15 protein-coding genes are annotated in these 24,276 nt (G+C 58.9%); 6 read left to right on the top strand and 9 right to left on the bottom strand.

The annotated features are described in order from the left end of the window. Nucleotides 1-39: 39 nt before the first annotated feature. The 7 genes from baeR to yegD form a co-directional block, all read right to left on the bottom strand. Entirely contained in the window at nucleotides 40-762 is a 723-nt protein-coding gene (gene baeR, locus IM291_RS08505; RefSeq protein ID WP_047367938.1) for a two-component system response regulator BaeR, read from the bottom strand. Beyond that, a complete protein-coding gene (gene baeS, locus IM291_RS08510; protein WP_028013813.1) occupies nucleotides 759-2,162 on the bottom strand; it encodes a two-component system sensor histidine kinase BaeS in 1,404 nt (467 codons plus the stop codon). Before baeS ends, baeR begins: the two co-directional genes overlap by 4 nt. Beyond that, complete coding sequence (locus tag IM291_RS08515) at nucleotides 2,159-3,574, bottom strand: MFS transporter (RefSeq protein WP_192971304.1); 1,416 nt, start codon at nucleotides 3,572-3,574, stop codon at nucleotides 2,159-2,161. Before IM291_RS08515 ends, baeS begins: the two co-directional genes overlap by 4 nt. Next, a complete protein-coding gene (gene mdtC / locus IM291_RS08520; RefSeq protein ID WP_192971305.1) occupies nucleotides 3,575-6,652 on the bottom strand; it encodes a multidrug efflux RND transporter permease subunit MdtC in 3,078 nt (1,025 codons plus the stop codon). It lies immediately after the preceding gene. Continuing rightward, a complete protein-coding gene (locus IM291_RS08525) occupies nucleotides 6,653-9,775 on the bottom strand; it encodes an MdtB/MuxB family multidrug efflux RND transporter permease subunit (RefSeq protein WP_049000319.1) in 3,123 nt (1,040 codons plus the stop codon). Continuing rightward, on the bottom strand, nucleotides 9,775-10,977 hold the full coding sequence (locus IM291_RS08530; protein ID WP_126300512.1) for an MdtA/MuxA family multidrug efflux RND transporter periplasmic adaptor subunit: 1,203 nt from the start codon (nucleotides 10,975-10,977) through the stop codon (nucleotides 9,775-9,777). The genes IM291_RS08525 and IM291_RS08530 overlap by 1 nt, the downstream gene beginning before the upstream one ends. Nucleotides 10,978-11,136: 159 nt before the next feature. After that, nucleotides 11,137-12,489 carry a molecular chaperone gene (yegD, locus tag IM291_RS08535; RefSeq protein ID WP_041909098.1) on the bottom strand — a complete coding sequence of 451 codons (1,353 nt, stop codon included), beginning with the start codon at nucleotides 12,487-12,489 and terminating at the stop codon, nucleotides 11,137-11,139. A 130-nt stretch (nucleotides 12,490-12,619) separates the two neighbouring features. Between yegD and alkA the strand changes: the two genes are divergently transcribed. After that, nucleotides 12,620-13,492 carry a DNA-3-methyladenine glycosylase 2 gene (alkA, locus tag IM291_RS08540; protein ID WP_192986615.1) on the top strand — a complete coding sequence of 291 codons (873 nt, stop codon included), beginning with the start codon at nucleotides 12,620-12,622 and terminating at the stop codon, nucleotides 13,490-13,492. Here alkA and IM291_RS08545 read toward each other — a convergent pair. Next, complete coding sequence (locus IM291_RS08545; protein WP_126300509.1) at nucleotides 13,457-16,786, bottom strand: diguanylate cyclase; 3,330 nt, start codon at nucleotides 16,784-16,786, stop codon at nucleotides 13,457-13,459. The two genes, alkA and IM291_RS08545, sit on opposite strands and share 36 nt — an antisense overlap. 343 nt (nucleotides 16,787-17,129) lie before the next feature. Here IM291_RS08545 and udk point away from each other — a divergent pair, with 343 nt between their 5' ends. The 3 genes from udk (at nucleotide 17,130) to asmA (ending at nucleotide 20,317) form a co-directional block, all read left to right on the top strand. Beyond that, entirely contained in the window at nucleotides 17,130-17,771 is a 642-nt protein-coding gene (gene udk / locus IM291_RS08550; RefSeq protein ID WP_008500855.1) for a uridine kinase, read from the top strand. Between the two features lie 91 nt (nucleotides 17,772-17,862). Next, entirely contained in the window at nucleotides 17,863-18,444 is a 582-nt protein-coding gene (dcd, locus tag IM291_RS08555) for a dCTP deaminase (RefSeq protein WP_028013805.1), read from the top strand. 22 nt (nucleotides 18,445-18,466) lie between these two features. After that, a complete protein-coding gene (gene asmA, locus IM291_RS08560; RefSeq protein ID WP_192986617.1) occupies nucleotides 18,467-20,317 on the top strand; it encodes an outer membrane assembly protein AsmA in 1,851 nt (616 codons plus the stop codon). Nucleotides 20,318-20,409: 92 nt separating this feature from the next. On the opposite strand, the gene IM291_RS08565 is transcribed toward asmA, so the two are convergent. Further along, the gene (locus tag IM291_RS08565) at nucleotides 20,410-21,993 is read right to left on the bottom strand and encodes a TerC family protein (RefSeq protein ID WP_047363153.1); all 1,584 of its coding nucleotides are present in this window, start codon (nucleotides 21,991-21,993) and stop codon (nucleotides 20,410-20,412) included. A 692-nt stretch (nucleotides 21,994-22,685) separates the two neighbouring features. On the opposite strand from IM291_RS08565, the gene IM291_RS08570 reads away from it, so the two are divergent. Then, nucleotides 22,686-23,825, top strand: a complete 1,140-nt coding sequence (locus tag IM291_RS08570) for a polysaccharide export protein (protein ID WP_014170829.1) — start codon at nucleotides 22,686-22,688, stop codon at nucleotides 23,823-23,825. 6 nt (nucleotides 23,826-23,831) lie between these two features. Further along, entirely contained in the window at nucleotides 23,832-24,275 is a 444-nt protein-coding gene (gene wzb, locus IM291_RS08575) for a low molecular weight protein-tyrosine-phosphatase Wzb (protein ID WP_045629833.1), read from the top strand. Nucleotide 24,276 lies beyond the last annotated feature (1 nt).

Below are 24,276 nucleotides of genomic sequence, written 5' to 3' on the forward strand. Positions count from 1 at the left end.
CGGCTTCGCTTTACCCGGCCTGGATTAACCAGCGGCTAACTAGGCAATCCTGCACGCATCCGCTTCCCAGCGATACCCCACGCCGTACACCGCGCGAATAAATGACTGCTCGGCGTCCAGCGCCTCCAGCTTGCGGCGCAGGTTTTTGATGTGGCTGTCGATGGTGCGATCGGTCACCACGCGGTAATCGTCGTACAGGTGGTTCAGCAGCTGTTCGCGTGAGAAGACTTTTCCCGGCTCGTGGGAGAGGGTTTTCAGCAGGCGGAACTCCGCAGGGGTGAGGTCCAGCAGCTTGCTGCGCCAGCTCGCCTGGAAGCGGCTCTCATCCACAATCAGCGGGCTTTCGGCGTCCAGCATCTGAAGCTCGCGCTTCGGCCTGCAGCGGCGCAGAATGGTTTTCACGCGGGCCACCACCTCACGCGGGCTGTAGGGCTTGCAGATGTAGTCGTCCGCGCCGATTTCGAGCCCCAGCAGACGGTCAATCTCTTCGATTTTGGCGGTAACCATGACGATCGGCACGTCGGAGAAGCGACGAATTTCCCGGCACAGGGTCAGGCCATCAACGCCAGGCAGCATTAAATCCAGCAGGATAAGATCCGGCGGGGTCTGGCGCACGTACGGCAGCACCTGGTCGCCGTGGCTGATCAGTGACGGGGCATAGCTGGCCGCGCGTAAATAGTCGATCAGCAGCTGTCCCAGCTTGGGTTCGTCTTCGACGATCAAAATGCGCGGCGTGTTTTCGTCAATCGGTAACTCGGTCATACTTCTCTCGATAAATCCCGTTCCAGAGGTAACTCTACTGTAATGCTAACCCCGCCAAAAGGCGAATGGGCGGCGCGAATGGTGCCATTATGCGCCTCGACGATGTTAACGCAAATCGCCAGCCCCAGGCCGGAACCGCCGCTGGCGCGGTTGCGGGAGCCTTCGGTGCGGTAAAAGCGCTCGAACAATTTTTCCAGCTGTGCGTCCTGCACGCCGGGGGCGGAATCCGCGAAGGTGAGGGCGAAGCGCCCGTTGTCCTGCCTGCCGGAGATATGCAGCCCGCCACCGCTGTCGGTGTAGCGTAGGCTGTTCTCCAGCAGGTTGTTGAACAGCTGCATCAGCCGGTCTTTGTCGCCAAACACCACCGCGCTGTCCGGCAGGGAGAGGTCGATTTTTAGGTTGCGACTGGCAAAGCGCTCGCGGAAGGCACCGCTCGCCACCTCCAGTACGTTAATCACATCGACAGGCGCCTTCTGGTAGGCCAGTGCGCCTTCGTCGGACATGGAGAGCTGGTGGAGATCGTCCACCAGCTTGGTGAGCGTGCCCACCTCCGCCTGCAGGGAGGCCACCGATTCGGGCGTAAACTGGCGCACGCCGTCCTGAATGGCTTCCAGCTCGCCGCGCAGCACCGCCAGCGGGGTACGCAGCTCGTGGGAAATATCGGCCATAAAGTCGCGGCGCATCTGCTGGTTTTTCTCCAGCGTGCTGGCGAGTTGGTTAAAGTCCTGCGCCAGCTTGCCCAGTTCGTCCTGGCTGCGGGTGTCGACGCGGGTGGTGAAATCCCCGGCGGCCAGCTTGTGCGTGCCTTCCACCAGCCGTTTCACCGGCGCGAGCAGACCGCGCGCCAGCGGGAAGGTGGCGAGCGCGGCGAGCAGGGTGGAGAGAGCGACGATCAGCCAGCTGGTCCGGCGCTGCTGGCGGTCAAAGTTGATGTCGGTGTTGCGCGTCAGGCGCTCCACCGGTGAGGCGATAACCCAGCCGACGGTCGCGTTATTCACCTTAATTGCCCGGCGGGTGCCGTCCGGCGGTATCGGGGCGCGCGGCCCAACCAGCGTGCGCATATCTTGATCGATTACCCAGAACTGGGTGCGCCAGCCGTGCGGCGGCATCCCCGGGCCAGGCCGATCGTCGCCGGCATCGTGCTCCAGCGAGCGCAGGATCTGGAAAATAAAGCGGTCATTGTTGCGCAGAAAACGCCAGTTGCCGTGCTGGGCGTACTGTTCACTCAGCGCATCGCTTAAGCCCTGTAAACGCTGTTCATTGCCATGCTTGATGTAATCAATAAAACCGCGCTCAAAGCTGATCCGCACCGCCCAGTGCATAGTGATCAGCAGGACGATACAGGTGGCGAAGATCGCCACGAAGAGCTTGCCGGTAATACCCGGACGCCAGAATTTCATGAGCCACTCCTTTTGCCGCGCCTAATCACGACGTTCTTGCTGGTATCATCCGGCACTCTGGCGAAGATGAAAGCGGGCAGGGCGATAATGACCGCCATGCTGAGATAGGTATATAAAAAGACCTGATGCGCCACCGGCGTGTCGACGCTGAGGTGATGCTGGCCGTACATGCCGAGCAGTAAACCCGCGATGGTCACGCCGACGCTCATGGAGAGCTGCATGATCATCGACAGCAGGCTGTTGCCGCTGCTCGCCAGATCGTCCGGCAGGTCTTTCAGCGTCAGGGTATTCATCGATGAGAAGCGCATGGAGTTGACAATCCCCTGGCAGAACAGCACCAGCGGCAGGACGTAGTACCAGCCCATCAGCGCCACGGCCATAAACAGCAGGCTGACCAGCGACAGCCCCAGCGTGGCGGCCACCAGCACGTGACGGTAGCCAAAGCGGTTCACCACCTGCACCACGATGCGCTTCATCCCCATGCTGCCGAGCACCATCGGGATCATCATCAGGCCCGCGTGGAACGGCGAAAACCCCATGCCAATTTGCAGAAACACGGGCGTCATAAACGGCAGCATGCCGCTGCCGATACGTCCGGCGAAGCTGCCGAACAGGCCAAGGCGGTAGGTGGGATTTTTAAATAAGTTCAGGCTGAACAGCGCCTGGTCATTCCCGCGAGCATGCCACAGATACCACAGAATGGCGGTGATGCCGATAACCACCAGCACCCCGAGCGTCAGGGCGGAGATCCCCAGCCCCTTTTGCCCGTCGAGCGCCAGGGTGAGCGTGGCCATGCCCGCCGCCAGCAGAATAAAGCCGAAGAAATCAAAGCGTCGGGTCTGCATTTTGTAGTTCGGCATCAGCGTCAGGGTGGCGATGGCGCCGATGATGCCCACCGGCAGATTGATCAAGAAGATCCAGTGCCAGGAGGCATACTCCACCAGCATCCCGCCCAGCGCCGGGCCCAGCAGCGGCCCTACCTGGCCGGGCAGCGTGACGAAGGTCATCGCCGCCATGTACTGCTCGCGTGGCACAATCTTCATCACCGTTAACCGCCCGACGGGCACCATCATCGCCCCGCCGACGCCCTGCAGCACGCGCGCCGTCACCAGTTGGTCTAGGGTGCTGGCCTGGGCGCAAAACAGCGAGCCAGCGGTAAACAGCACGATGGCGGTAAAGAAGATATTCCGCACGCCCACTTTGTCCGCCAGCCAGCCGCTGGCAGGCAGCATCACGGCCACCGTCAGCACGTAGGAGACAATCACCATGTGCATATGCAGCGGGCTCTCTCCCAGGCTTTTCGCCATGGAGGGGAGGGCGGTGTTGACGATGGTCGTATCCAGCGACTGCATAAAGAAGCCGAAGGCGACTATCCACAATTGCCAGCGAACGTTGCTGGGAAGCTCAGTCATTTACCCGTTTACCGTTTCTCTGTTTTTACGCGAAAAGCGCAGCCGCAGGCGGTCGAAGAACAGATAGACCACCGGCGTGGTGTACAGCGTCAGCAGCTGGCTCATCACCAGGCCGCCGACAATGGTGATCCCCAGCGGCTGGCGCAGCTCTGAGCCGTCGCCGCCCGAGATAACCAGCGGCAGCGCGCCAAACAGCGCCGCCAGGGTGGTCATCATGATCGGACGAAAACGCAGCAGGCAGGCCTGGAAAATGGCCTCTTCCGGCGAGAGGTTGCCGTTGCGCTGGGCGTCCAGCGCAAAGTCCACCATCATGATGGCGTTTTTTTTCACGATGCCGATCAGCAGCATGATCCCGATAAGCGCGATCAGGCTGAATGGCGCGCCAAACAGCTCCAGCGCAAGAAGCGCCCCCACGCCCGCCGACGGCAGCGTCGAGAGGATGGTCAGTGGGTGAACGTAGCTCTCATACAGGACGCCAAGCACAATATAGACCGTGGCGATGGCCGCCAGAATCAAAATCACCTGTGAGTTCATCGTCTCCTGAAACACCTGCGCGGTCCCGGCAAAGCTGCCGCGCACGGTGGACGGTACGCCGAGCTGCGTCATCGCGCGGTTGATCGCGTCGCTGGCCTCGGAAAGCGACGAACCGGCGGGCAGGTTAAAGGAGATGGTCGACGCCGCCGACAGCCCCTGATGGTTCACCGACAGCGGCGCGTTGGCTGGCCGCCAGCTGGCAAAGTACGAGAGCGGAATCGCCTTGCCGTCGCTGTTAATCACAAACATTTTGTCCAGCGCGCTGATGTCCTGGGTGTAGCGCGGGTCAACTTCCATCACCACCTTATACTGGTTCATCGGCTGATAGATGGTGGAGATCTCGCGCTGGCCGAAGGCGTTATTTAGCAGGCTGTTGGCGGCTTCAACGTTGATGCCCAGCCGCGACATGGTTTCGCGGTCATAGGTGAGCGCCATCTCCGCGCCGTTGTCCTGCTGATCGGAGTTCACGTCCGCCAGCTCCGGCAGGGCGGCCAGCGCCTTACGGATCTTCGGCTCCCACTCGCGCAGGGCGGCTAAATCATCCGAGAGCAACGTGTACTGGTAGCTGGCGTTCGCCTGCCGCCCGCCGACGCGGATATCCTGAACGGCCATCAAAAACAGGTTTGCGCCCGGCTCTTTGGCGAGCTTCACCCGCAGGCGGTCAATCACCTGCTGCGCCGTTTCGTTGCGCTCGCCGCGCGGCTTAAGGGTAATGAACATCATCCCGCTGTTAACGCGGGAGCCGCCGGTAAAGCCAGTGACGTTGTCTACAGCCGGATCCTCACGAATGATCTTCATAAAGTCCTGCAGCTTGCCGCGCATTGCCTGGAATGAAATGCTCTGGTCCGCCTGAATCCCGCCCATCAGCACGCCGGTGTCCTGCTCCGGGAAGAAGGTTTTAGGGATGGTGATGTACATCCAGACGTTGAGCCCAATGGTGGCGATCAGCACCAGGCCGACCAGCCGCGTATGGTTCAGCACCCACTTCAGCGATTTGCCGTAGCCTTCCTGCATCGCCATCAGAAAACGACCAAAGCCTTTGCGACGCGGCTGCGAGTGAGGCTTGCTGCGCTTGAGCATCCAGCCGCACATCATCGGCGTCAGCGTCAGGGAAATCACCAGCGAAATCCCGATGGCGACCGAGAGCGTGACGGCAAACTCCCGCAGCAGCCTGCCCGGCAGCCCGCCCATCAGCAGCAGTGGCAGGAATACCGCCACCAGCGACAGGCTCATGGAAAGTACCGTAAAGCCCACCTCGCGCGTGCCCTGCAGCGCGGCCTGCAGCGGTTTCACGCCCGCTTCAAGGTGGCGGGAAATGTTCTCCAGCACCACGATGGCGTCATCCACCACGAAGCCCGTTGCAATCGTCAGGGCCATCAGCGACAGGTTGTTAAGGCTAAAGCCACACAGGTACATGGCGGCAAAGGTCCCAATCAGCGACACCGGCACGGCCACCGCCGGGATCAGCGTCGCGCGGCCGGAGCGCAGGAACAGGAACACCACCAGGATCACCAGCGCGACGGAGATAATCAGCGTTTGCTCCACCTCTTCAAGCGAGGCGCGGATGGTCGGGGAGCGATCCTGGGCAATCTGCAGATCGATTGCTGCCGGGATGGTCTCCTGTAGCTCCGGGAGGCGGGCGCGAATGCTGTTCACCGTCTCAATAATGTTCGCCTCCGGCAGCTTGCGGATCATCAGCAGGATGGCCGGTTTAGCGTTGGTCATCCCGGCGTTGCGCACGTCCTGCACCGAGTCGGTGACGCTGGCGACGTCGCTCAGGCGTACCGCCGCGCCGTTGTTGTAGTGAATAATCAGCGGCTGGTATTCCGCGGCGGTTTTTAGCTCGTCGTTGGTCTGGATCTGCCAGCGGTGGCTGCCGTCCTCAATCGCCCCCTGCGGTTTACGCACGTTGGCGCTGCTGATGGCGGAGCGCACGTCGTCCAGCGACACGCCCTGGTTGAACAGCGCCTGCGGGTTCAGGCCCACGCGCACGGCGGGCAGAGAACTGCCGCCAACGCTCACGTCACCCACGCCGTTGATTTGTGAGATCGTCTGCGCCAGCTGGGTCGACGCAAAGTCGTAGAGCTGCCCCTGAGAATAGGTGTCAGAGGTCAGCGTCAGGATCATGATTGGCGCGTCGGACGGATTGGCCTTGCGGTAGGTCGGACGGCTCGGCATCCCGCTCGGCAGAAGGCTTTGCGCGGCGTTGATGGCCGCCTGCACGTCACGGGCGGCACCGTTAATATCCCGGTCGAAGCTGAACTCCAGAATGATGCGCGTGCTGCCCAGCGAGCTGCTGGAGGTCATCTCGTTGACCCCCGCAATCCGCCCAAGAGAACGCTCCAGCGGCGTGGCAACGGACGAGGCCATGGTCTCCGGTGACGCACCCGGCAGCGAGGCGCTGACCATGATCACCGGGAAATCCACCTGCGGCAGGGGGGCAACTGGCAGCAGCCGGAAGCCCAGTACGCCGCACAGGGTAATGGCGACGGAGAGTAAAATCGTCGCCACCGGACGGTAAATGTAGAGGGCGAAAAACTTCACTTACGCCTCCTCTTCACGTTTCGGGAAACGGCTTTTGGTCCACAGCGCCAGGCGGTCAAACAGCAGATAGATCACCGGCGTGGTGAAGAGCGTCAGCACCTGACTCACCAGCAGGCCCCCGACCATACCGATACCCAGCGGGCGGCGCAGCTCCGCGCCGACGCCGGTGCTGAGCATCAGCGGCAGCGCCCCCAACAGGGCGGCCAGCGTGGTCATCAGGATCGGGCGGAAACGCAGCAGGCAGGCCTGGAAGATGGCATCGCGCGGCGACATGCCCTGCTCGCGCTCGGCGGCCAGCGCAAAGTCGATCATCATAATGGCGTTTTTCTTCACGATCCCGATAAGCAGGATGATGCCGATGATGGCAATAACGTCCAGCTCGCTGCCCGCCAGCATCAATGCCAGCAGCGCCCCCACGCCCGCCGTTGGCAGGGTAGAGAGGATGGTGATCGGGTGGATAAAACTTTCGTACAGCACGCCAAGCACGATGTACATCGCCACGACCGCCGCGACGATCAGCCAGACGGTGTTGCCCAGCGCGGCCTGGAACGCCAGCGTGCTGCCCTGGAACTGGGTCTGAATGTCGGACGGGAAGCTGAGCGCTTTTTCAGCAGCCTGGATGGCTTCCACCGCCTCGCCCAGCGAGTAACCGTCCGGCACGTTGAAGGAAATGGTGGTGGACGGGAACTGATCCAGGTGGTTAATCGACAGCGGGGTATAGCGCTCCTCCACCGTGGCGATGGCGCTCAGCGGCACAATGCCGCCGTCTTTGCTGGTCAGGCGCACCGAGTCCAGCGCGGCCAGGCCGGGGGTGTGCTCGGTGTTGTGCTCCAGCACCACGCGGTACTGGTTCGCCTGGGTGTAGATGGTGGAGATCAGGCGCTGACCGAAGGCGTTATACAGGGCGTTGTCCACGTCCGACATGGTGATGCCCAGACGGCTGGCGGTGTCGCGGTTAACGTTGACGTAGGCCGCCAGCCCCTTGTCCTGCCAGTCGCTGCTGACGTCGGCGAGCTGCGGCAGGGTGTTAAGTTTTTCAACCAGCTGCGGCACCCAGGTGCTGAGGGCGTCAAGCGACGTAGCCTGGAGCGTGAACTGATACTGCGTGCGGCTGACCTGGGTATCAATGGTCAGATCCTGAATCGGCTGCAGGTAAAGCTCAACGCCCGGCACGCGGGCCACGGCGCTTTGCAGGCGCTCGATGACGGCGTTCACGCGGTCGTCGCGCTCATCCAGCGGCTTGAGGTTGATCTGCAGACGCGCGCTGTTGAGCGACGGATTGGTGCCATCCACCCCCACGTAGGACGTCAGGCTCTCAACCGCCGGGTCTTTCATGATGATTTCAGACACCTGCTGCTGGCGCTGCGCCATGTTCGCGAAGGAGACCGACTGCGGAGCCTGAAGCGTGCCCTGAATAATGCCGTTATCCTGGATGGGGAAGAAACCTTTCGGAATAAAAATCCACAGCATTACGCTGAGCGCCAGCGTGCCCAGCGCCACGCCAAGCGTTGCCCACGGATGGTTCAGCACTTTCGCCAGCACGCGACCGTAGGCGGCAATAATTTGCTCGAACATCCGCTCGGAGGCGCGGGAGAAGCGGTTTTGCTTGCGCAGAGACTCGTGGCTCAGCATGCGGGCGCACATCATCGGCGTCAGGGTCAGCGACACCACGGCAGAGATCAGAATGGCGACCGCCAGCGTCACGGCAAACTCGCGGAACAGCCGCCCGACGATGTCGCCCATAAACAGTAGCGGGATCAGCACCGCAATCAGGGAGAAGGTCAACGAGATAATGGTAAAGCCGATTTCCCCTGCGCCCTTCAGCGCGGCGGCCAGCGGCTTTTCACCTTTCTCGATATAGCGCGAGATGTTCTCGATAACGACGATGGCGTCATCCACCACGAACCCGGTGGCGATGGTGAGCGCCATCAGCGTCAGGTTGTTAATCGAAAAGTCGAGGAACACCATCACCGCAAAGGTCCCGACCAGCGAGAGCGGCACGGCGACGGCGGGGATAATGGTTGCCGGAACGTTGCGCAGGAACAGGTAAATGATCATTACCACCAGCGCAATCGCCAGCATCAGCTCGAACTGGGTATCGGTGACCGACGCGCGAATGTTGGTGGTGCGGTCGGAAAGGACTTTTACGCTGACCGATTTCGGCAGGCTTTCAATCAGCTGCGGCAGCATGGTGCGGATGCTGTCGGCGGTTTCGATGATGTTGGCGCCCGGCTGGCGCTGCACGTTCATCACGATCGCCTGCTGCTTGTTCGCCCACGCGCCGAGCCAGCTGTTTTCCGCGCCTTGTTCCACGGTGGCGACGTCGCCCAGGCGGATCGGCGCGCCGTTCTGGTAGGCCACAATCAGCTGACGGTATTCGTCGGCGGACTGCATCTGGTCGTTTGCCGAGAGGGTGACCGCACGGGTCGGGCCGTCAAGCGAGCCTTTCGCCGAGTTGACGTTGGCACTGCTGATGGCGGTGCGGATGGTTTCGCTGGTCAGCCCCAGCGCGGCAATCGCCTGTGCGTTAAGCTTCACGCGCACGGCCGGGCGCTGGCCGCCCGCCAGCGTGACGAGGCCGACGCCGGAGACCTGAGAAATCTTCTGCGCCACGCGGGTTTCGACCATGTCTTCGACCTGGGTCATCGGCATGGCGGAGGAGGTGACGGCCAGCGTCATGATCGGCGGATCCGCCGGGTTCACCTTGCTGTAGACCGGCGGGTTAGGCAGGTCCGACGGCAGCAGGTTGGTGGCGGCGTTGATGGCGGCCTGCACTTCCTGCTCGGCGACGTCCAGCGACAGCGTTAGCTGGAACTGCAGCGTCACGACGGATGCCCCGCCGGAACTCTGGGAGGACATCTGTTTTAATCCGGACATCTGGCCAAACTGGCGCTCCAGCGGGGCGGTAATGGCGGACGTCACCACGTCCGGGCTGGCGCCAGGATAGAGAGTGACAACCTGAATCGTTGGGTAATCCACCTCCGGCAGCGCCGACACGGGCAGGAAGCGGTAGCCAATGATCCCGGCCAGCAGGATCGCCACCATCAACAGCGTGGTGGCGACAGGGCGGAGGATAAACAGGCGTGACGGCCCACCTGTAGAGCTCGGGGGCATAACCTGCATCAGGAGGTCGCTCCCTGTTTTGCAGGTTCAACCACCTCAACTTTCGCGCCTTCGGTGAGGCGGTCGATGCCGTCGGTGACCACGCGGTCGCCGACGGAGAGCCCGGCGCTGATGACCACCGTCTGGCTGTCCTGAATCCCGGTTTTCACCAGATGCTTGCTCACTTTATTGTCGCTGTTCAGCACCCAGACAAAGCTTCCTTCGTTACCCATCTGCAGCGCTGCGGTGGGGATCACTACCGCGTTCTCTTCGGTAGCGACCAGCATTCGCGCGTTGACGAACTGGTTCGGGAAGAGGGCATCGTCCTGGTTGTTAAAGCGCGCCTTCAGCTTGATGGTGCCGGTGGTGGTATCGATCTGGTTGTCCAGACTGAGCAGGGAACCCTCGCTCAGCTTCTGCTTGTTGGTGCGGTCCCAGGCTTCCACCACCAGGCCTTTGCCGGCTTTTTGCGCCTGCATGACGGTTGCGATATCGCTTTCCGGCAGGGTAAAGACTAAATCAATAGGGTGGGTCTGGGTGATCACCACGATGCCCGTGGTGTCGCCGCTCGAGATCTGGTTACCGATATCGACCTGCTTCAGGCCCACGCGTCCGTCAATCGGCGCGGTGATGCGGCTCCAGTCGAGTTGCAGCTGCGCGCTGGCGACGGCGGCCTCGTCGGCTTTGATGGTGCCCTGCGTTTCGCTGACCAGCGACTGCTGGGTGTCCAGCTCCTGACGAGAAACGAGGTTGGTTTTCACCAGCTGCTGGTAGCGCGCCAGATCGCGACGGGCGTTGGCGAGGGTGGCTTTGTCTTTCGCGAGCTGCCCCTGCGCCTGAGCAAGAGCGACTTTAAACTGGCTCGGGTCGATTTCCGCCAGCAGATCGCCCGCTTTGACCTGCTGACCTTCCTGGAAGTGGATCGCGATGAGCTGACCGTCAACGCGGCTGCGCACCGTGGCGGTGTTGGCGGCGGTAATGGTTCCGAGCCCCGTCAGATAACGCGGAACGGCTTTGCTCACCGCCGTTGCCGCCTGAACCGGTGCCAGCGCGCCGCCGCGCATGCCGTGACGGCCGCCGCCAGCCGGGCGCTGGGCCTGGCTGCTGGCGCCAGCGGGAGCGGCGGAGTTCGCAGATTGACTGTGCCAGTACCAGGCGGCGGCAAGGACCACCACAATGATGCCAGCGGCGATTGCCCAGCGGGATTTGTTACTGCCTTTCATCGTTATACGTTCTCATCCTGAATACTTCGGGGAATGATACTAGTTTAGTCAGCTAACACAGCGGAAAAATGGAGGAAATATGGAAGACTGTCAGGAATGGTCTGAGTGTGGCGATCGTTTTAGCCGGGTAAGGCGAAGCCGCCACCCGGCACAACCGCATTAGCTAAACATCACCTGCGCCCAGCGCGCCAGCCCTGCGGTAACGGAGCCAAAGTCATCCCCACCGGCAATCGGAATGCCCGGCAGTTGTTCCGCCAGCGCTTTCTTGATCAGCGGCGAACGGGCGCTACCGCCGGTCAGGTAGATCACATCCGGCTTCTCTTTGCCGTTCTCCAGCGCCAGCTGGACCTGCTCCAGAATGCGCTGCAGCGGCTGAGCAAGCGCCGTTTCCAGCCCCTCCTGTGAAATCGCAGTGGCCAGATCCTCGCTGATAAACGGCAAGGAGACCGCGTGTTCAGGACGGTCGGAAAGGGCGATTTTGCACTCCTCCGCAGTTCGCACCACGCGGTAGCTCAGGCGCTGACGCCACACTTTATACAGCAGGGCGACCTTCTCGGCATCCTGCGCGTCGCGCACCAGATCGTTGAGGAAGCGCCCGTTCGCGGTGCTGTAAAAATCACTCTGCGCCGGAACGTCGTTGATGGCAATCGCGTTCCACCACGGCAGGATCGGCAGGGCGATGCCTTTTTCCGTTTGCCCGCCCATGCCCAGCAGCGGCATCAGGCTCTTAAAGGCCAGGGCGATATCCAGATCGTTGCCGCCTACGCGGCAGCCGCTGTGCCCGAGCAGGCTGTTTTCGCGGTCACGACGGTGATGCCACTGCGGTCCCATCAGCAGCAGCGAGCAGTCCGTTGTACCGCCCCCGATGTCGACGACCAGCACGCGCTTCTCTTCCGTCAGCGTGGCTTCAAAATCCAGCCCCGCCGCAACCGGCTCGTACTGAAACACCACGTCGCGGAATCCCGCCCGGTGCGCCGCACGCTCAAGTATCCCCTGTGCCTGCTGGTTGGCTTCGTCACCGCCCAACCCCTGGAAGTTGATCGGGCGGCCAATCACCGCCTGGGTGATAGTATCCGGCACCTGCGACTGCGCCTGATTGCGGATATGCAGCATCATGGCGCAGACCAGATCTTCAAACATCGCCACCTGCTGCGGCTTCAGGCCGCTCGCGCCGAGGAAGGACTTTGGCGATTTAACGAAGTAGACCTCTTCCGGGTCTTCAATGTAATGCCCGAGAGAGGAGAGACCAAACTGCACGCTTGAAGGGGTAACGTCGATGTCTTCCTCGCGGTTAAAGCTGACCGCCCGACGCAGCAGCGCCTGGGTCTCCGCCGCGGTAGCCGGAACCTGATGGTGGCGGAACAGCCACTCGCTCACCGCCTCACGCGTCGGCGCGCAGAGCATTGACGGCAGCAGCGTGCTCTCTTTTTCCATTTTCAGAAGCTGCGGTTGGCCGTTTTGCATGATCGCAACCGAGCAGTTTGCCGTACCGTAGTCAAATCCAATAAACACGATTAATCCCCATGCCGGTGAGAAGGGGCGAGACTTTAACGAAATGTCTGCATCGCGACAACAGGAATATGAAAGCAAGGCAAAACAAGGTCTTTCCGTTTATGCTGATAAAAATAAAAAAGGAGCAGCGATGTATACCCTGACGTGGCAACCCCCTTACGACTGGCAGTGGATGTTTGGCTTTCTCGGCGCGCGTGCGGTGACGGGCATTGAAACCGTCACGAGCGACTACTACGAGCGCAGCTTTGCCTGCGACGGCCATCAGGGGATATTTCGCGTGACGCCGGATATCGCTACCCATACGCTGATTGTGACGCTCAGCCCGGGGTTGGTTCCGGTTGCGCAGACGTGTCTTGAACGCATCGCGCGCCTGTTCGATCTCGCCTGTAACCCGCAGCACATCGCAGATACGCTGGGTGATCTCGGCGCTGCCCGCCCCGGCTTGCGTCTGCCGGGGGCGATGGATGCGTACGAGCAGGGCGTACGGGCCATTCTCGGGCAGTTGGTCAGCGTGGCGATGGCGGCGAAACTGGCTTCCCGCGTTGTCGCCCTGTGCGGTGAGCCGGTGAAGGATGCTCCGGGTTATGTCTGCTTTCCCTCCCCGCAAGCGCTGGCCGCTGCCGATCCGCTGGCGCTCAAGGCGCTCGGGATGCCGGTAAAACGCGCGAAGGCGCTGATTCATCTGGCGCAGTCGGTTGTTGACGGTACGTTTCCGCTGACGCCGCCTGAGGACGTTGAGGCGGGCATGAAGGCGCTACAGCAGCGGCCGGGCATCGGGCGCTGGACGGCAAATTACCTGGCCCTGAGAGGCTGGCAGGCGAAAGATGTGTTCCTGCCGGATGATTATCTGATTAAGCAACGCTTCGCCGGGATGACCCCCGCGCAGATCCGTCGTTACGCCGAGCGCTGGCAGCCGTGGCGCTCCTACGCGCTGCTGCACATCTGGTATACCGACGGCTGGACGCCGTCAGTTGATGGCGAAATAACTGGTGTTGAGCAGTAGATCCAGCGGCTGCGGCTCGGCGATGGTGTCGCCATAGATAAAATCAATGCCGATGCCGGAAAGCGTATCCATCATGATGGGCTGGTTGCAAGGGCCCGCGATGGTTTTCATCCCCAGACGCTGGGCGTGGCCCTGAACGATGGTCACCATCATCTCATCCATCAGATTGCCATATACGTTGCTCACCACCTCGGCGTCGAGCATCAGATAATCGGCCATGTTCGGGCTCAGGTGGCTGAAGACGTTCATGTCGCGCCCTATCTGGCTGAAGATCACCCGGCAGCCCGCCTGGCGAAGCTTTTGCAGCCCTCGCTGCAGGTTCTCATCCGGATTACACACCACGTCGCTCGCGATAACCAGATGCAGTAGACGGCCCGGCATGGGGCTGTTATCGAGCAGGTCGAGGAGCTCATCGACCAACGTTACGCTGGCTAAACCGGCGGCAGAAAGCGGCAGTGCTACCCCCATCCCTTTACGGGCGACCTGTGCGGCAGAGGTGCGGAAAAACTCACCAAAGATACGTCTGTCGAGGGCGTGCAGCAGTTCGGGCTCCGCCAGACCAGAACGGAAGGCGTGCTCCTCCTGGACTTCACCCTGGCTGGTCCACAGGCGTAGCGAAATCAGCCAGAAGTTACAGCTTTCCGGTATGCGCGGGGAGGCGACGCTGCGGGCTATCATCATCAGATGATTGTCTTTGATCATATGCCATTGTTCGTCCAGCGACATCATGCTGCGCGCGCTCCGATCCCGCTCCTGCTGCGGTTCGTACACCGTCACGATGCCGCGGCCGCTGTTTTTCGAGGCATAACAGGCAATATCCGCCTGCGACATCACTTCTGACGCCTGGTTATTATGCTCATCAATCAGCGTGATCCCTGCGCTGGCGCCAATCCGGTGCAGGCGACCTTCCCACATAAAGTGATAGTCATTGATGGTATGGATCAAACGCCCGGTGATATAGCGCGCGCTCTCAATATTGCAGTCCGGCAGCAGCAGCCCAAACTCGTCGCCGCCCAGGCGCGCCAGCACGTCGCTGGAGCGAAGCATGGTTAGCATCATGGAAGAGAGTTCCCGCAGCAGGGCATCTCCCGCCGCATGGCCTGCGCTATCATTGACGGCTTTGAAGCGGTCCAGATCGATAAAGACCAGCGCATGACGCTGACGCGTCTCGCGAACGGTTTGCAGAAGCCGTTTGAGATGGTTTTCGAAGCTGACCCGATTAGCCAGGTGGGTGAGGGCATCGTGCGACGCGCTGTAGCTTAGCTGACGCAGCATTTTGCGCGACTCGGTGACGTCCTGAATAACGATCACCGAGCCAATACTGTGCCCATCAAGGGTACTGAGTGGCGTAATGCTGTAGTGAATATCAAACGATCCGCCGGTGCGGCAGTTCAGCACTACGTCCTGGTCGATATCGGAGCGTGACATATCGCCGCTGTGAATATTCTCCATCAGCGGGCCCCGTTCCCCAAAGGTGATGTGTAACACCTTCAGGATCGGCTGGCCGATGGCCTCGGTCTGCAGCCAGCCGCTCATCTTCTCGGCGACCGGGTTCATAAAGGTGACGTTCATGTTGATATCGGTACAGAGCACCGCTTCGCCGATGGAGTCGAGCGTGATGTGCAGGCGCTCTTTTTCCTGAAACAGCGCTTCGTTAAGCTCCTTCACCTCGGTCATGTCCATATTGATGCCGAGCAAACGTTCGACTTCACCCTCTTTATTCAGCACCCGGTTGGCCAGGGAGCGTATATGGCGCACGCCTTCCTTCACGCGGATACGGAATTCAAGCTTAAACGGCAGACGAGAAACCAGTGAATCCCGCAGCACCTGCTCCGCATGGGCGCGATCCTCCGGCAATATTCTTTCGTGCCAGAGCTGCCAGGTGGGCTTGATGTGCGGCGGAATTTCATACAGCTCAAACATCCGCTTATCCCAGCTGATGATGTCTGGCTCCAGATCCCACTCCCAGATGCCGATGCCGCCCGCTTCGTTGGCCAGCGTAATGCGTTCCATCAGCCGTTTATTGACCCACTCGGTCTGCTTCAGATCGTTAATGTCTTCAATCTGGGCGATGAAATAGAGCGGCGAGCCATCGGCATGGCGCACGACGGAGACGGCCAGAAGCGCCCAGACGACCTCTCCGTTGCGCGTGTAATAGCGCTTTTCAAGGGTGTAGGTGTTGATCTCGCCGTTGACCAGCTGCTCCAGCTGTTCCAGGTCGGTATGCAAATCTTCCGGCCAGGTGAGCTGCTGGAAGGTGAGCGACTGTAGCTCGGTCTGGCTGTAACCGAGGAAATTGCACAGCGCCTTGTTAGCCTGAAGCCACTGGCCCTCCATGCTGACTAACGCCATACCGATGGCGGAATACTCCATTGCATTACGAAAGCGCTCTTCGCTCTCGGTGATGTGTTTGCGTTCGGCACGGAAGGCATACATCACCATGGTCATCACGTTAGCGGGGAGGAGGAGCATCAGGAACGGCAGCCACGGCGCGTTCATCATCGGCCCGGCATGTTGGGTGGTCAGCGCCGAAGGGTTATGGGCAATCATCAGTGAAACGACCATCACGGTAACCAGAAACACCATGAACGCTTCCATCCGCGGCAAGCGCACGGCGCTCCACATCAGCAGGACAATCACGCAGGTAAAGGGCCACGGCAGCCAGGTGATGGATGCCCAGCTGAGGGCCAGCGTTACGGCCATGGTAACCAGGGTTTCCAGCAGCAATCTCGGATCACGGTGGCGGAGCAGGTAATGGGATTTAAACAGCAGCCCCAGCGGCACCAGCGCCAGCGCGCCAATGGATTCAGATAGCACCCAGACGATGAAATTACGCAGCGGCTCAGGGCCGGGGATCAGAAGCGTCATCAGAATACCGCCCACCAGCGGCGGCACCAGCGCGCTGCCTATTGCCAGGCGGATCCAGTCGTTTAAATTTTGCAGCGGGTTGTACCACGGAAGCAGCTTGCGCAGTAACACGGCACCGATGATGGCCTCAATAACGTTTATTGCGGTGTAGGTGGGGTTTATCGACGCCCAGGAGAACAGCATCCACGAGGCCAGAATATTGCCAAATGAACAGGCCAGGGCTATCCCGGGCCACATTTTTCCTGCATGGCGGTAAAACGCCACCATCATAATGGCGGTAGGAAACCAGAGTGGCGCCAGCAGGGTACCGAAGCGGGTAAGCTCCAGCGAAAATAAGGTAAAGATAAAGGTGACCAGGCCCAGACAGACAAGTCGTAATAAAGGATGTGGGGTGGTAACCAAAACCCGCTGGTATTGTTTATTCATTACCGCTTTATCCAGAGACGCCATGCCGTCAGGAGAGAAGTGCGCACGAGTGAATTTGATAATTTGGTTTATGCTAGTACAAACAATTTACAATTCATATGGCGACTGCTCATAATTTGACATCATAGACTTATTAAATAGTTACTCGCTAAAAAATTCCTGTTAAACGCTGAAAAAACGGTCATTAAAATTTCTCTCAGGGAGCAATGCGCCACTTTTCAGCCTGTCTCGCAGAACCTGCGCATTCGACTGGTATCACGCCCGCGAAATCCCTATAATTGCCGCGTTTGACGCTCCGGCGTCGTCCTTCCTTAACATCCAGGTTATTCAGGTCGCTAAATTTATGACTGATAAGTCTCATCAGTGCGTCATTATAGGCATCGCCGGCGCATCGGCTTCAGGTAAAAGTCTAATTGCCAGTACGCTTTATCGCGAACTGCGTGAACAGGTAGGTGATGAGCATATCGGCGTCATTCCCGAAGACAGCTACTATAAAGATCAATCCCATCTGTCGATGGAAGAACGTGTAAAAACCAACTACGACCACCCGAATGCGATGGATCACAGTTTACTGTTCCAGCATTTAGAAGCGCTTAAGAGCGGCCAGGCGATCGAACTGCCCGTTTACAGTTACGTAGAACACACCCGTACCCAGGAAACGATCCGCATCGAGCCGAAGAAGGTCATTATCCTTGAAGGCATCCTGCTCCTGACCGACGCCCGCCTGCGTGAATCCATGAACTTCTCCATCTTCGTCGATACCCCGCTGGATATCTGCCTGATGCGCCGCATCAAGCGTGACGTTAACGAGCGCGGCCGTTCGATGGACTCCGTCATGGCGCAATACCAGAAAACGGTCCGTCCGATGTTCCTGCAGTTTATTGAACCATCCAAACAATACGCCGATATCATCGTGCCTCGCGGGGGCAAAAACCGCATTGCTATTGATATCTTAAAAGCGAAAATCAGCCAGTTTTTTGAATAAGCCGCGCGAATTGTGTACCGTTCAGAGATAACCTGGTTTTACCCTGAGCGTTCAACGGCTCAGGGTACGATGCATGAAAGGAGAAAGCACCATGCGTCTTTGCGATCGTGATATTGAAGCCTGGCTGGATGAAGGCCGCTTGTCTATTACCCCACGTCCCCCCGTGGAGCGTATCAATGGGGTGACCGTTGATGTACGGTTGGGGAATAAATTCCGCACCTTTAGCGGCCATACTGCGCCGTTCATCGACCTCAGCGGGCCGAAGGATGAAGTCAGCGCCGCGCTCGATCGCGTCATGAGTGATGAAATCATCATTGACGAAGGCGAAGCTTTTTATCTGCACCCGGGTGAACTGGCGCTGGCGGTGACGTATGAATCCGTGACCCTGCCTGCGGATCTCGTCGGCTGGCTTGATGGCCGTTCTTCTCTGGCCCGCCTGGGGCTGATGGTTCACGTGACCGCGCACCGTATCGACCCAGGCTGGTCCGGCCGTATCGTGCTGGAGTTCTTCAATGCCGGTAAACTGCCGCTGGCGCTGCGCCCCGGAATGATGATCGGTGCATTAAGCTTTGAACCGCTGACAGGCCCGGCAGACAGGCCTTATAACCGCCGCCAGGACGCAAAATACCGCGACCAGCAGGGTGCGGTTGCCAGCCGTATTGATAAAGACTGATCGTTAGTCCATTGAGGATGCCATGAGAAGAGTTCTGACAACGCTGATGATTTTGCTGGTAGTGCTGGTTGCTGGCCTTTCGGCGTTGGTTCTGCTGGTCAACCCGAATGATTTCCGCGCTTACATGGTGCGGCAGGTCGAGGCACGCAGTGGTTACCAACTGAAGCTTGACGGGCCGCTGCGCTGGCACGTCTGGCCGCAGCTCAGCATTCTCTCTGGCCGCATGTCGTTAACCGCGCCGGGCGCGGCACAGCCGCTGGTCTCTGCGGACAACATGCGTCTCGATGTGGCGCTGATCCCGCTCATCTCCCATCAGCTGCAGGTTAAGCAGGTGATGCTGAAGGGCGCGGTCATTCAGCTTACCCCGCAGACCGAAGCCGTGCGTGACGCGAATGCGCCGGTTGCGCCGCGCGAGAATACCTTACCGGATGAACCGTCCGATACGGGCTGGTCCTTTGATATAGGCAAACTGAAAGTGGCCGATAGCGTGCTGGTGTTCCAGCATGAGGATCAGGAGCAGGTCACCGTTCGCAACATCAACCTGCAGATGGAACAGGATGAACACCATCTTGCGTCGCTGGAATTTAGCGGACGGATAAACCGCGACCAGCGCGATCTGTCCCTCTCGTTGAATGCAAACGTGAATGCGTCGGACTACCCGCATCAGCTGACGGCCGACATCCAGCAGCTTAGCTGGCAGCTGACGGGGGCGGATCTCCCGACCCAGGGGATCGCCGGGCAGGGGACGCTGCAGGCAGTATGGCGCGAAGAGCAAAAACAGCTGGCGCTGGATAACCTTAACCTGCAGGCCAACGACAGCAGCCTGAAAGGGCAGGCGAGCGTCACGCTCGACGATAAGCCGAAGTGGGTGCTGAACCTGCAGTTTGACAAGCTCAACCTGGAGAACATCCTGCCACCGGTGCCGGCAAGCGCAACGGACAGCGATGCCGTGCAGACGGGGCAAAGCCAGTCACCGGTGTCGCGTCCGGTTATCTCGTCCAACCTTGAACAGCCTGACTATAACGTGCTGCGCGGCTTCACGGCGGATATTCTGCTGAAAGCCAACAGCGTGCGCTGGCGCGGTATTGATTTTACCGACGTGAGCGGCCAAATGTTCAACCACAACGGGTTGCTGGTAATTTCAGAACTGAGCGGCAAAATGGGGGCGGGTCACCTGTCACTTCCGGGTACGCTGGACGTGCGTAAGGACGTTGCCAGCGCTGAATTCCAGCCGCGTCTCGACAACGTGGAGATTGGCAGCATCCTCAAAGCCTTTAACTATCCGATATCCCTGACGGGTCAGCTGACGCTGGCGGGCGATTTCTCAGGCACCAAAATTGATGCCAACGCCTTCCGCCGTGAGTGGCAGGGCGAGGCGCATGTTGACCTGAAAGATTCGCGAATGGAAGGGCTCAACTTCCAGCAGCTGGTTCAGCAGGCGGTGGAGCGCAGCAGCGATGTTAAAGCCCAGGAAAACTACGACAGCGCAACTCGCCTCGACAGCTTCACCACTGACCTGACGCTGGATAACGGGGTGCTGACGCTGGCCGGGATGCAGGGAACTTCATCTATGCTGTCGTTAACCGGAGAAGGCTCGCTGGATCTGGTCAAAGAGACGGCGGACACGCGCTTTAACGTCCGGGTGCTTTCCGGCTGGCAGGGCGAAAGCAAGCTGATTGACTTCCTCAAAGAGACGCCGGTTCCGCTTAGCGTATACGGCAAATGGCAGGCGCTGAACTACAGCCTTCAGGTAGATCAGATCCTGCGTAAGCATCTGCAGGATGAAGCGAAGCGCCGGCTCAACAGCTGGGCGGATCGTAATAAAGATTCCCAGAACGGCAAGGATGTGAAGAAGCTTCTGGATAAGCTTTGACGGCGGTGCGGCCTGATGCCCTCACCCAGACCCTCTCCCACGGGAGAGGGAGCAAACACTAAAACGGCAACGGGGTTGCCGTTTTGGTTTACCTAGACCTCAAAATCCAGCTCTTCCTCATCCCGCAGTGGAATAAGCTGCACTTTCTGCACGCGATGGTTTTCAATCTGCAGGGTTTTAAGCAGATAGTCGCCCACCTGAACCTCTTCTCCCGGCTGCGGGATGCGCTGCAAATACTCCATCAGCAGACCGGCAATGGTGTGGTATTCCCGTTTTTCATCCAGCGGTAGCGGCACGTACTGCACAAGGTCTTCCAGCGGCATGTGGCCGTTGGCCGTCCACGAGCCGTCAGCGTTTTTCTGAATGTCGTGGCGGGCATCAATCTCATCCACCTCGTTTGGCAGATTACCGGCGATGGTTTCCATTACGTCGCTGAGCGTGACCAGCCCTTCCACCGAACCAAATTCATCCACCACAAACGCGAAGTGGGTGCGCGCGTTGCGGAACTGCTCAAGCGCGGAGAGCAGCGGAAGCGCTTCCGGGAAGACCAGCGGCTGGCGTACCAGCGCGCGCAGGTTGAGCGGCTCGCCGTGCAGCTGCTGCTGGAGCAGGTCAATCACGTGTACCACCCCCAGCAGCTCCTCTTCCTCTTCACCGCCGGTGACCACCACCCGGGTGTGCTGGTTTTTATCCAGCAGGGCGCGGATCTGCTCTTCCGGTGCCGTGAGGTCAATATGCTCAATGTCATGCCGGGAGGTCATGATGCTGCTGACCGTGCGCTGATTCAGGTTGAGCACGCGCTCGATCATCAGCCGCTCCTGCGGGTTAAAGATTTGCCCGTCGCTGTGATCGGCCAGCAGGGCAGAGGATTCGGCGTCCAGCTCGGCATCCTCTTTCCTGCCGCTCAACAGGCGCATCACGGTGTCGGCCGTGCGCTGGCGCAGGGTCTGATTCGCGGAGAGAAACCGGCGGCGGTTAAATATCGCCAGCTGGTTGAGCGCTTCAATCATGACGGAGAAGCCAATGGCGGCGTACAGGTAGCCTTTCGGAATGTGGAAGCCGAAACCGTCGGCAACCAGGCTAAAGCCAATCATCAGCAGGAAGCTGAGACAGAGGATCACGATTGTCGGGTGGCTGTTCACAAAGCGGGTCAGTGCTTTGCTCGCCATCACCATCAGCGTGATGGCGATAATTACCGCGGCCATCATGACGGCGAGATGGTCCACCATCCCGACGGCGGTAATCACCGAATCCAGGGAGAAGACTGCATCGAGCACCACAATTTGCGCCACCACCGGCCAGAATCTCGCCCCGCGTCGCTGGGTCGGGTTCTCGCTGTCCTTGCCTTCGAGCCGCTCGTTAAGCTCCACCGTGGCTTTGAACAGCAGGAACAGCCCGCCGAAGAGCATGATCAGGTCGCGTGCGCTAAAGCTCAGGCCGCGAACAGAGAACAGAGGCTGAGTGAGCGTGACCATCCAGGAGATAGAGGCCAGCAGCAGTAAACGCATCACCATCGCCAGCAGCAGACCCGTCACGCGCGCGCGGTCGCGCTGGGAAGGGGGCAGTTTTTCAGCGAGGATGGCGATAAACACCAGATTATCAATACCGAGCACTAATTCGATGACGACCAACGTCACCAGCCCGGCCCAGATTGATGGATCGGCAATCCATTCCATAGTAATAGCAATACCTTCTGTTATATGACGAATGTCACACTTCGATCATGGATAAAGCTGGGGGAAAATGCAATGTCGGGCTGAGATTTCTCTTAATACGATGCGTAAAAAAGAGAGCAGTCTCAGATGAGTGTAAATAAGCAAAATACGTATATTTTATTATTTTGAGTGCTTTTTAGGATATATCGCAGATAATGGTTTTTACTCTCTTTTTGTCAATATAAAGAAAATCCTAAAAGGTCAAAACTTTGCTCTTAATATTAATCTTAAAAACAGATATTAGGACAGTTGTCTCCTTGCCTGCTATTAGGTTAGCTGCAACAATTCTCCCAGCATCAAATGTTAAATCTTGTTGTTGCTATTATTGTTTTGGTCTTCGGAATGGTCATTCATTATCCGTTGTGTATTTCAAGCGGCTGATATATTTCCAGAAGACCTTACTCAAGAGGGTGTCTATCCATAACACATTGTTTAGTCAGTGGATTGGTAACTGAAAGCCAAGGGCGGTAGCGTGCCTGAAAGCGTGTGAATCAGCCTCGATTATTCTGTCAATAGCCAATAGATGAATAAGCTTTTTTTAGGACTGATGCCAGTTATATTCCTTTTTGATTAACTGCATGCTGAAACCCAATACGTCTCAGGCTTATTTAAATTGCACAGGATAATTACTCTGCCAAAGTGATAAATAATCAATGATGAAATCCAAAATGAAATTGATGCCATTATTGGTGTCTGTGACCTTGATGAGTGGTTGCACGGTCTTTCCCGGCAGCAATATGTCAACAATGGGTAAGGATGTGATCAAGCAACAGGATGCCGATTTTGATCTCGACAAAATGGTGAATGTTTATCCACTAACGCCACGTCTGGTCGAACAATTACGTCCACGTCCGAATGTTGCCCAGCCGAATATGTCTCTGGACCAGGAAATTGCCTCCTATCAGTATCGCGTGGGGCCGGGCGACGTGATCAACGTGACCGTCTGGGACCACCCTGAACTGACCACGCCAGCGGGCCAGTACCGTAGCTCAAGCGACACCGGGAACTGGGTACAGTCAGATGGCACCATGTTCTATCCGTACATTGGTAAAGTACATGTCGCCGGAAAAACGCTTGCCGAGATCCGTAGTGATATTACCGGCCGCTTAGCGCAGTACATCGCCGACCCGCAGGTGGACGTTAATATCGCCGCATTCCGCTCGCAAAAAGCCTATATCTCCGGTCAGGTGAACAAATCCGGCCAGCAGGCCATCACCAACGTTCCGCTCACCGTTCTGGACGCCATTAACGCCGCGGGCGGCTTAACCGACGGCGCCGACTGGCGCAACGTGGTGCTGACCCACAACGGCAAAGAGCAGCGCATTTCGCTGCAGGCGCTGATGCAAAATGGCGACCTGACCCAGAACCGCCTGCTCTATCCGGGCGATATTCTCTACGTACCGCGCAACGACGATCTGAAAGTCTTCGTGATGGGTGAAGTGAAGAAACAGAGCACCCTCAAAATGGACTTCAGCGGCATGACCCTGACCGAAGCGCTGGGCAATGCTGAAGGTATCGATCTGACCACCTCTAACGCGACCGGTATCTTCGTCATCCGTCCGCTGAAGGGTGAAGGCAGCGCGAAGGGCAAGATTGCCAACATCTACCAGCTGGATATGTCCGATGCGACGTCTCTGGTGATGGCGACGGAGTTCCGTCTCCAGCCATACGATGTGGTTTACGTCACCACCGCGCCGGTTGCCCGCTGGAACCGTCTGATCAACCAGTTGCTGCCAACCATCAGTGGCGTTCGCTACATGACGGATACGGCGCGCGACATTCATACCTGGTAATCCGCGATGTTTAACAAAATTCTGGTGGTATGCGTGGGGAACATTTGCCGTTCCCCCACGGCTGAACGGCTGTTGAAACAGTACCAGCCCGAGTTAACGGTCGAGTCCGCAGGGCTGGGCGCGCTGGTGGGCAAAGGTGCCGACGAGCGCGCCACGAGCGTGGCCCGCGATCACAACCTCTCTCTTGACGGGCATATCGCCCGCCAGGTCACCGGCCGCATGTGCCGGGAGTATGACCTGATTCTGGCAATGGAAAAACGCCATATTCATGCGCTGTGCGATATCGCTCCGGAGATGCGCGGCAAGGTGATGCTGTTTGGTCACTGGGACAACGAACGCGAAATCCCCGATCCGTATCGCAAGAGCCATGAAGCCTTCGAGGCGGTTTACACCTTACTTGACCAGTCTGCCCAACAGTGGGCGCAGGCACTGAAAGCTCAGCAGGGATAAC

It is taken from the genome of Enterobacter cloacae complex sp. P27C, from assembly GCF_014895705.1.
GTDB lineage: Bacteria > Pseudomonadota > Gammaproteobacteria > Enterobacterales > Enterobacteriaceae > Enterobacter > Enterobacter bugandensis.

What these genes read in the sequence shown, in the direction of transcription:
- IM291_RS08525 (WP_049000319.1), bottom strand. Translation starts at nt 9,775, where the DNA reads ATGCAGGTTATGCCCCCGAGCTCTACAGGTGGGCCGTCACGCCTGTTT.
- baeR (WP_047367938.1), bottom strand. Translation starts at nt 762, where the DNA reads ATGACCGAGTTACCGATTGACGAAAACACGCCGCGCATTTTGATCGTC.
- IM291_RS08545 (WP_126300509.1), bottom strand. Translation starts at nt 16,786, where the DNA reads ATGAATAAACAATACCAGCGGGTTTTGGTTACCACCCCACATCCTTTA.
- baeS (WP_028013813.1), bottom strand. Translation starts at nt 2,162, where the DNA reads ATGAAATTCTGGCGTCCGGGTATTACCGGCAAGCTCTTCGTGGCGATC.
- asmA (WP_192986617.1), top strand. Translation starts at nt 18,467, where the DNA reads ATGAGAAGAGTTCTGACAACGCTGATGATTTTGCTGGTAGTGCTGGTT.
- wzb (WP_045629833.1), top strand. Translation starts at nt 23,832, where the DNA reads ATGTTTAACAAAATTCTGGTGGTATGCGTGGGGAACATTTGCCGTTCC.
- alkA (WP_192986615.1), top strand. Translation starts at nt 12,620, where the DNA reads ATGTATACCCTGACGTGGCAACCCCCTTACGACTGGCAGTGGATGTTT.
- dcd (WP_028013805.1), top strand. Translation starts at nt 17,863, where the DNA reads ATGCGTCTTTGCGATCGTGATATTGAAGCCTGGCTGGATGAAGGCCGC.
- udk (WP_008500855.1), top strand. Translation starts at nt 17,130, where the DNA reads ATGACTGATAAGTCTCATCAGTGCGTCATTATAGGCATCGCCGGCGCA.
- IM291_RS08565 (WP_047363153.1), bottom strand. Translation starts at nt 21,993, where the DNA reads ATGGAATGGATTGCCGATCCATCAATCTGGGCCGGGCTGGTGACGTTG.
- IM291_RS08530 (WP_126300512.1), bottom strand. Translation starts at nt 10,977, where the DNA reads ATGAAAGGCAGTAACAAATCCCGCTGGGCAATCGCCGCTGGCATCATT.
- IM291_RS08570 (WP_014170829.1), top strand. Translation starts at nt 22,686, where the DNA reads ATGATGAAATCCAAAATGAAATTGATGCCATTATTGGTGTCTGTGACC.
- IM291_RS08515 (WP_192971304.1), bottom strand. Translation starts at nt 3,574, where the DNA reads ATGACTGAGCTTCCCAGCAACGTTCGCTGGCAATTGTGGATAGTCGCC.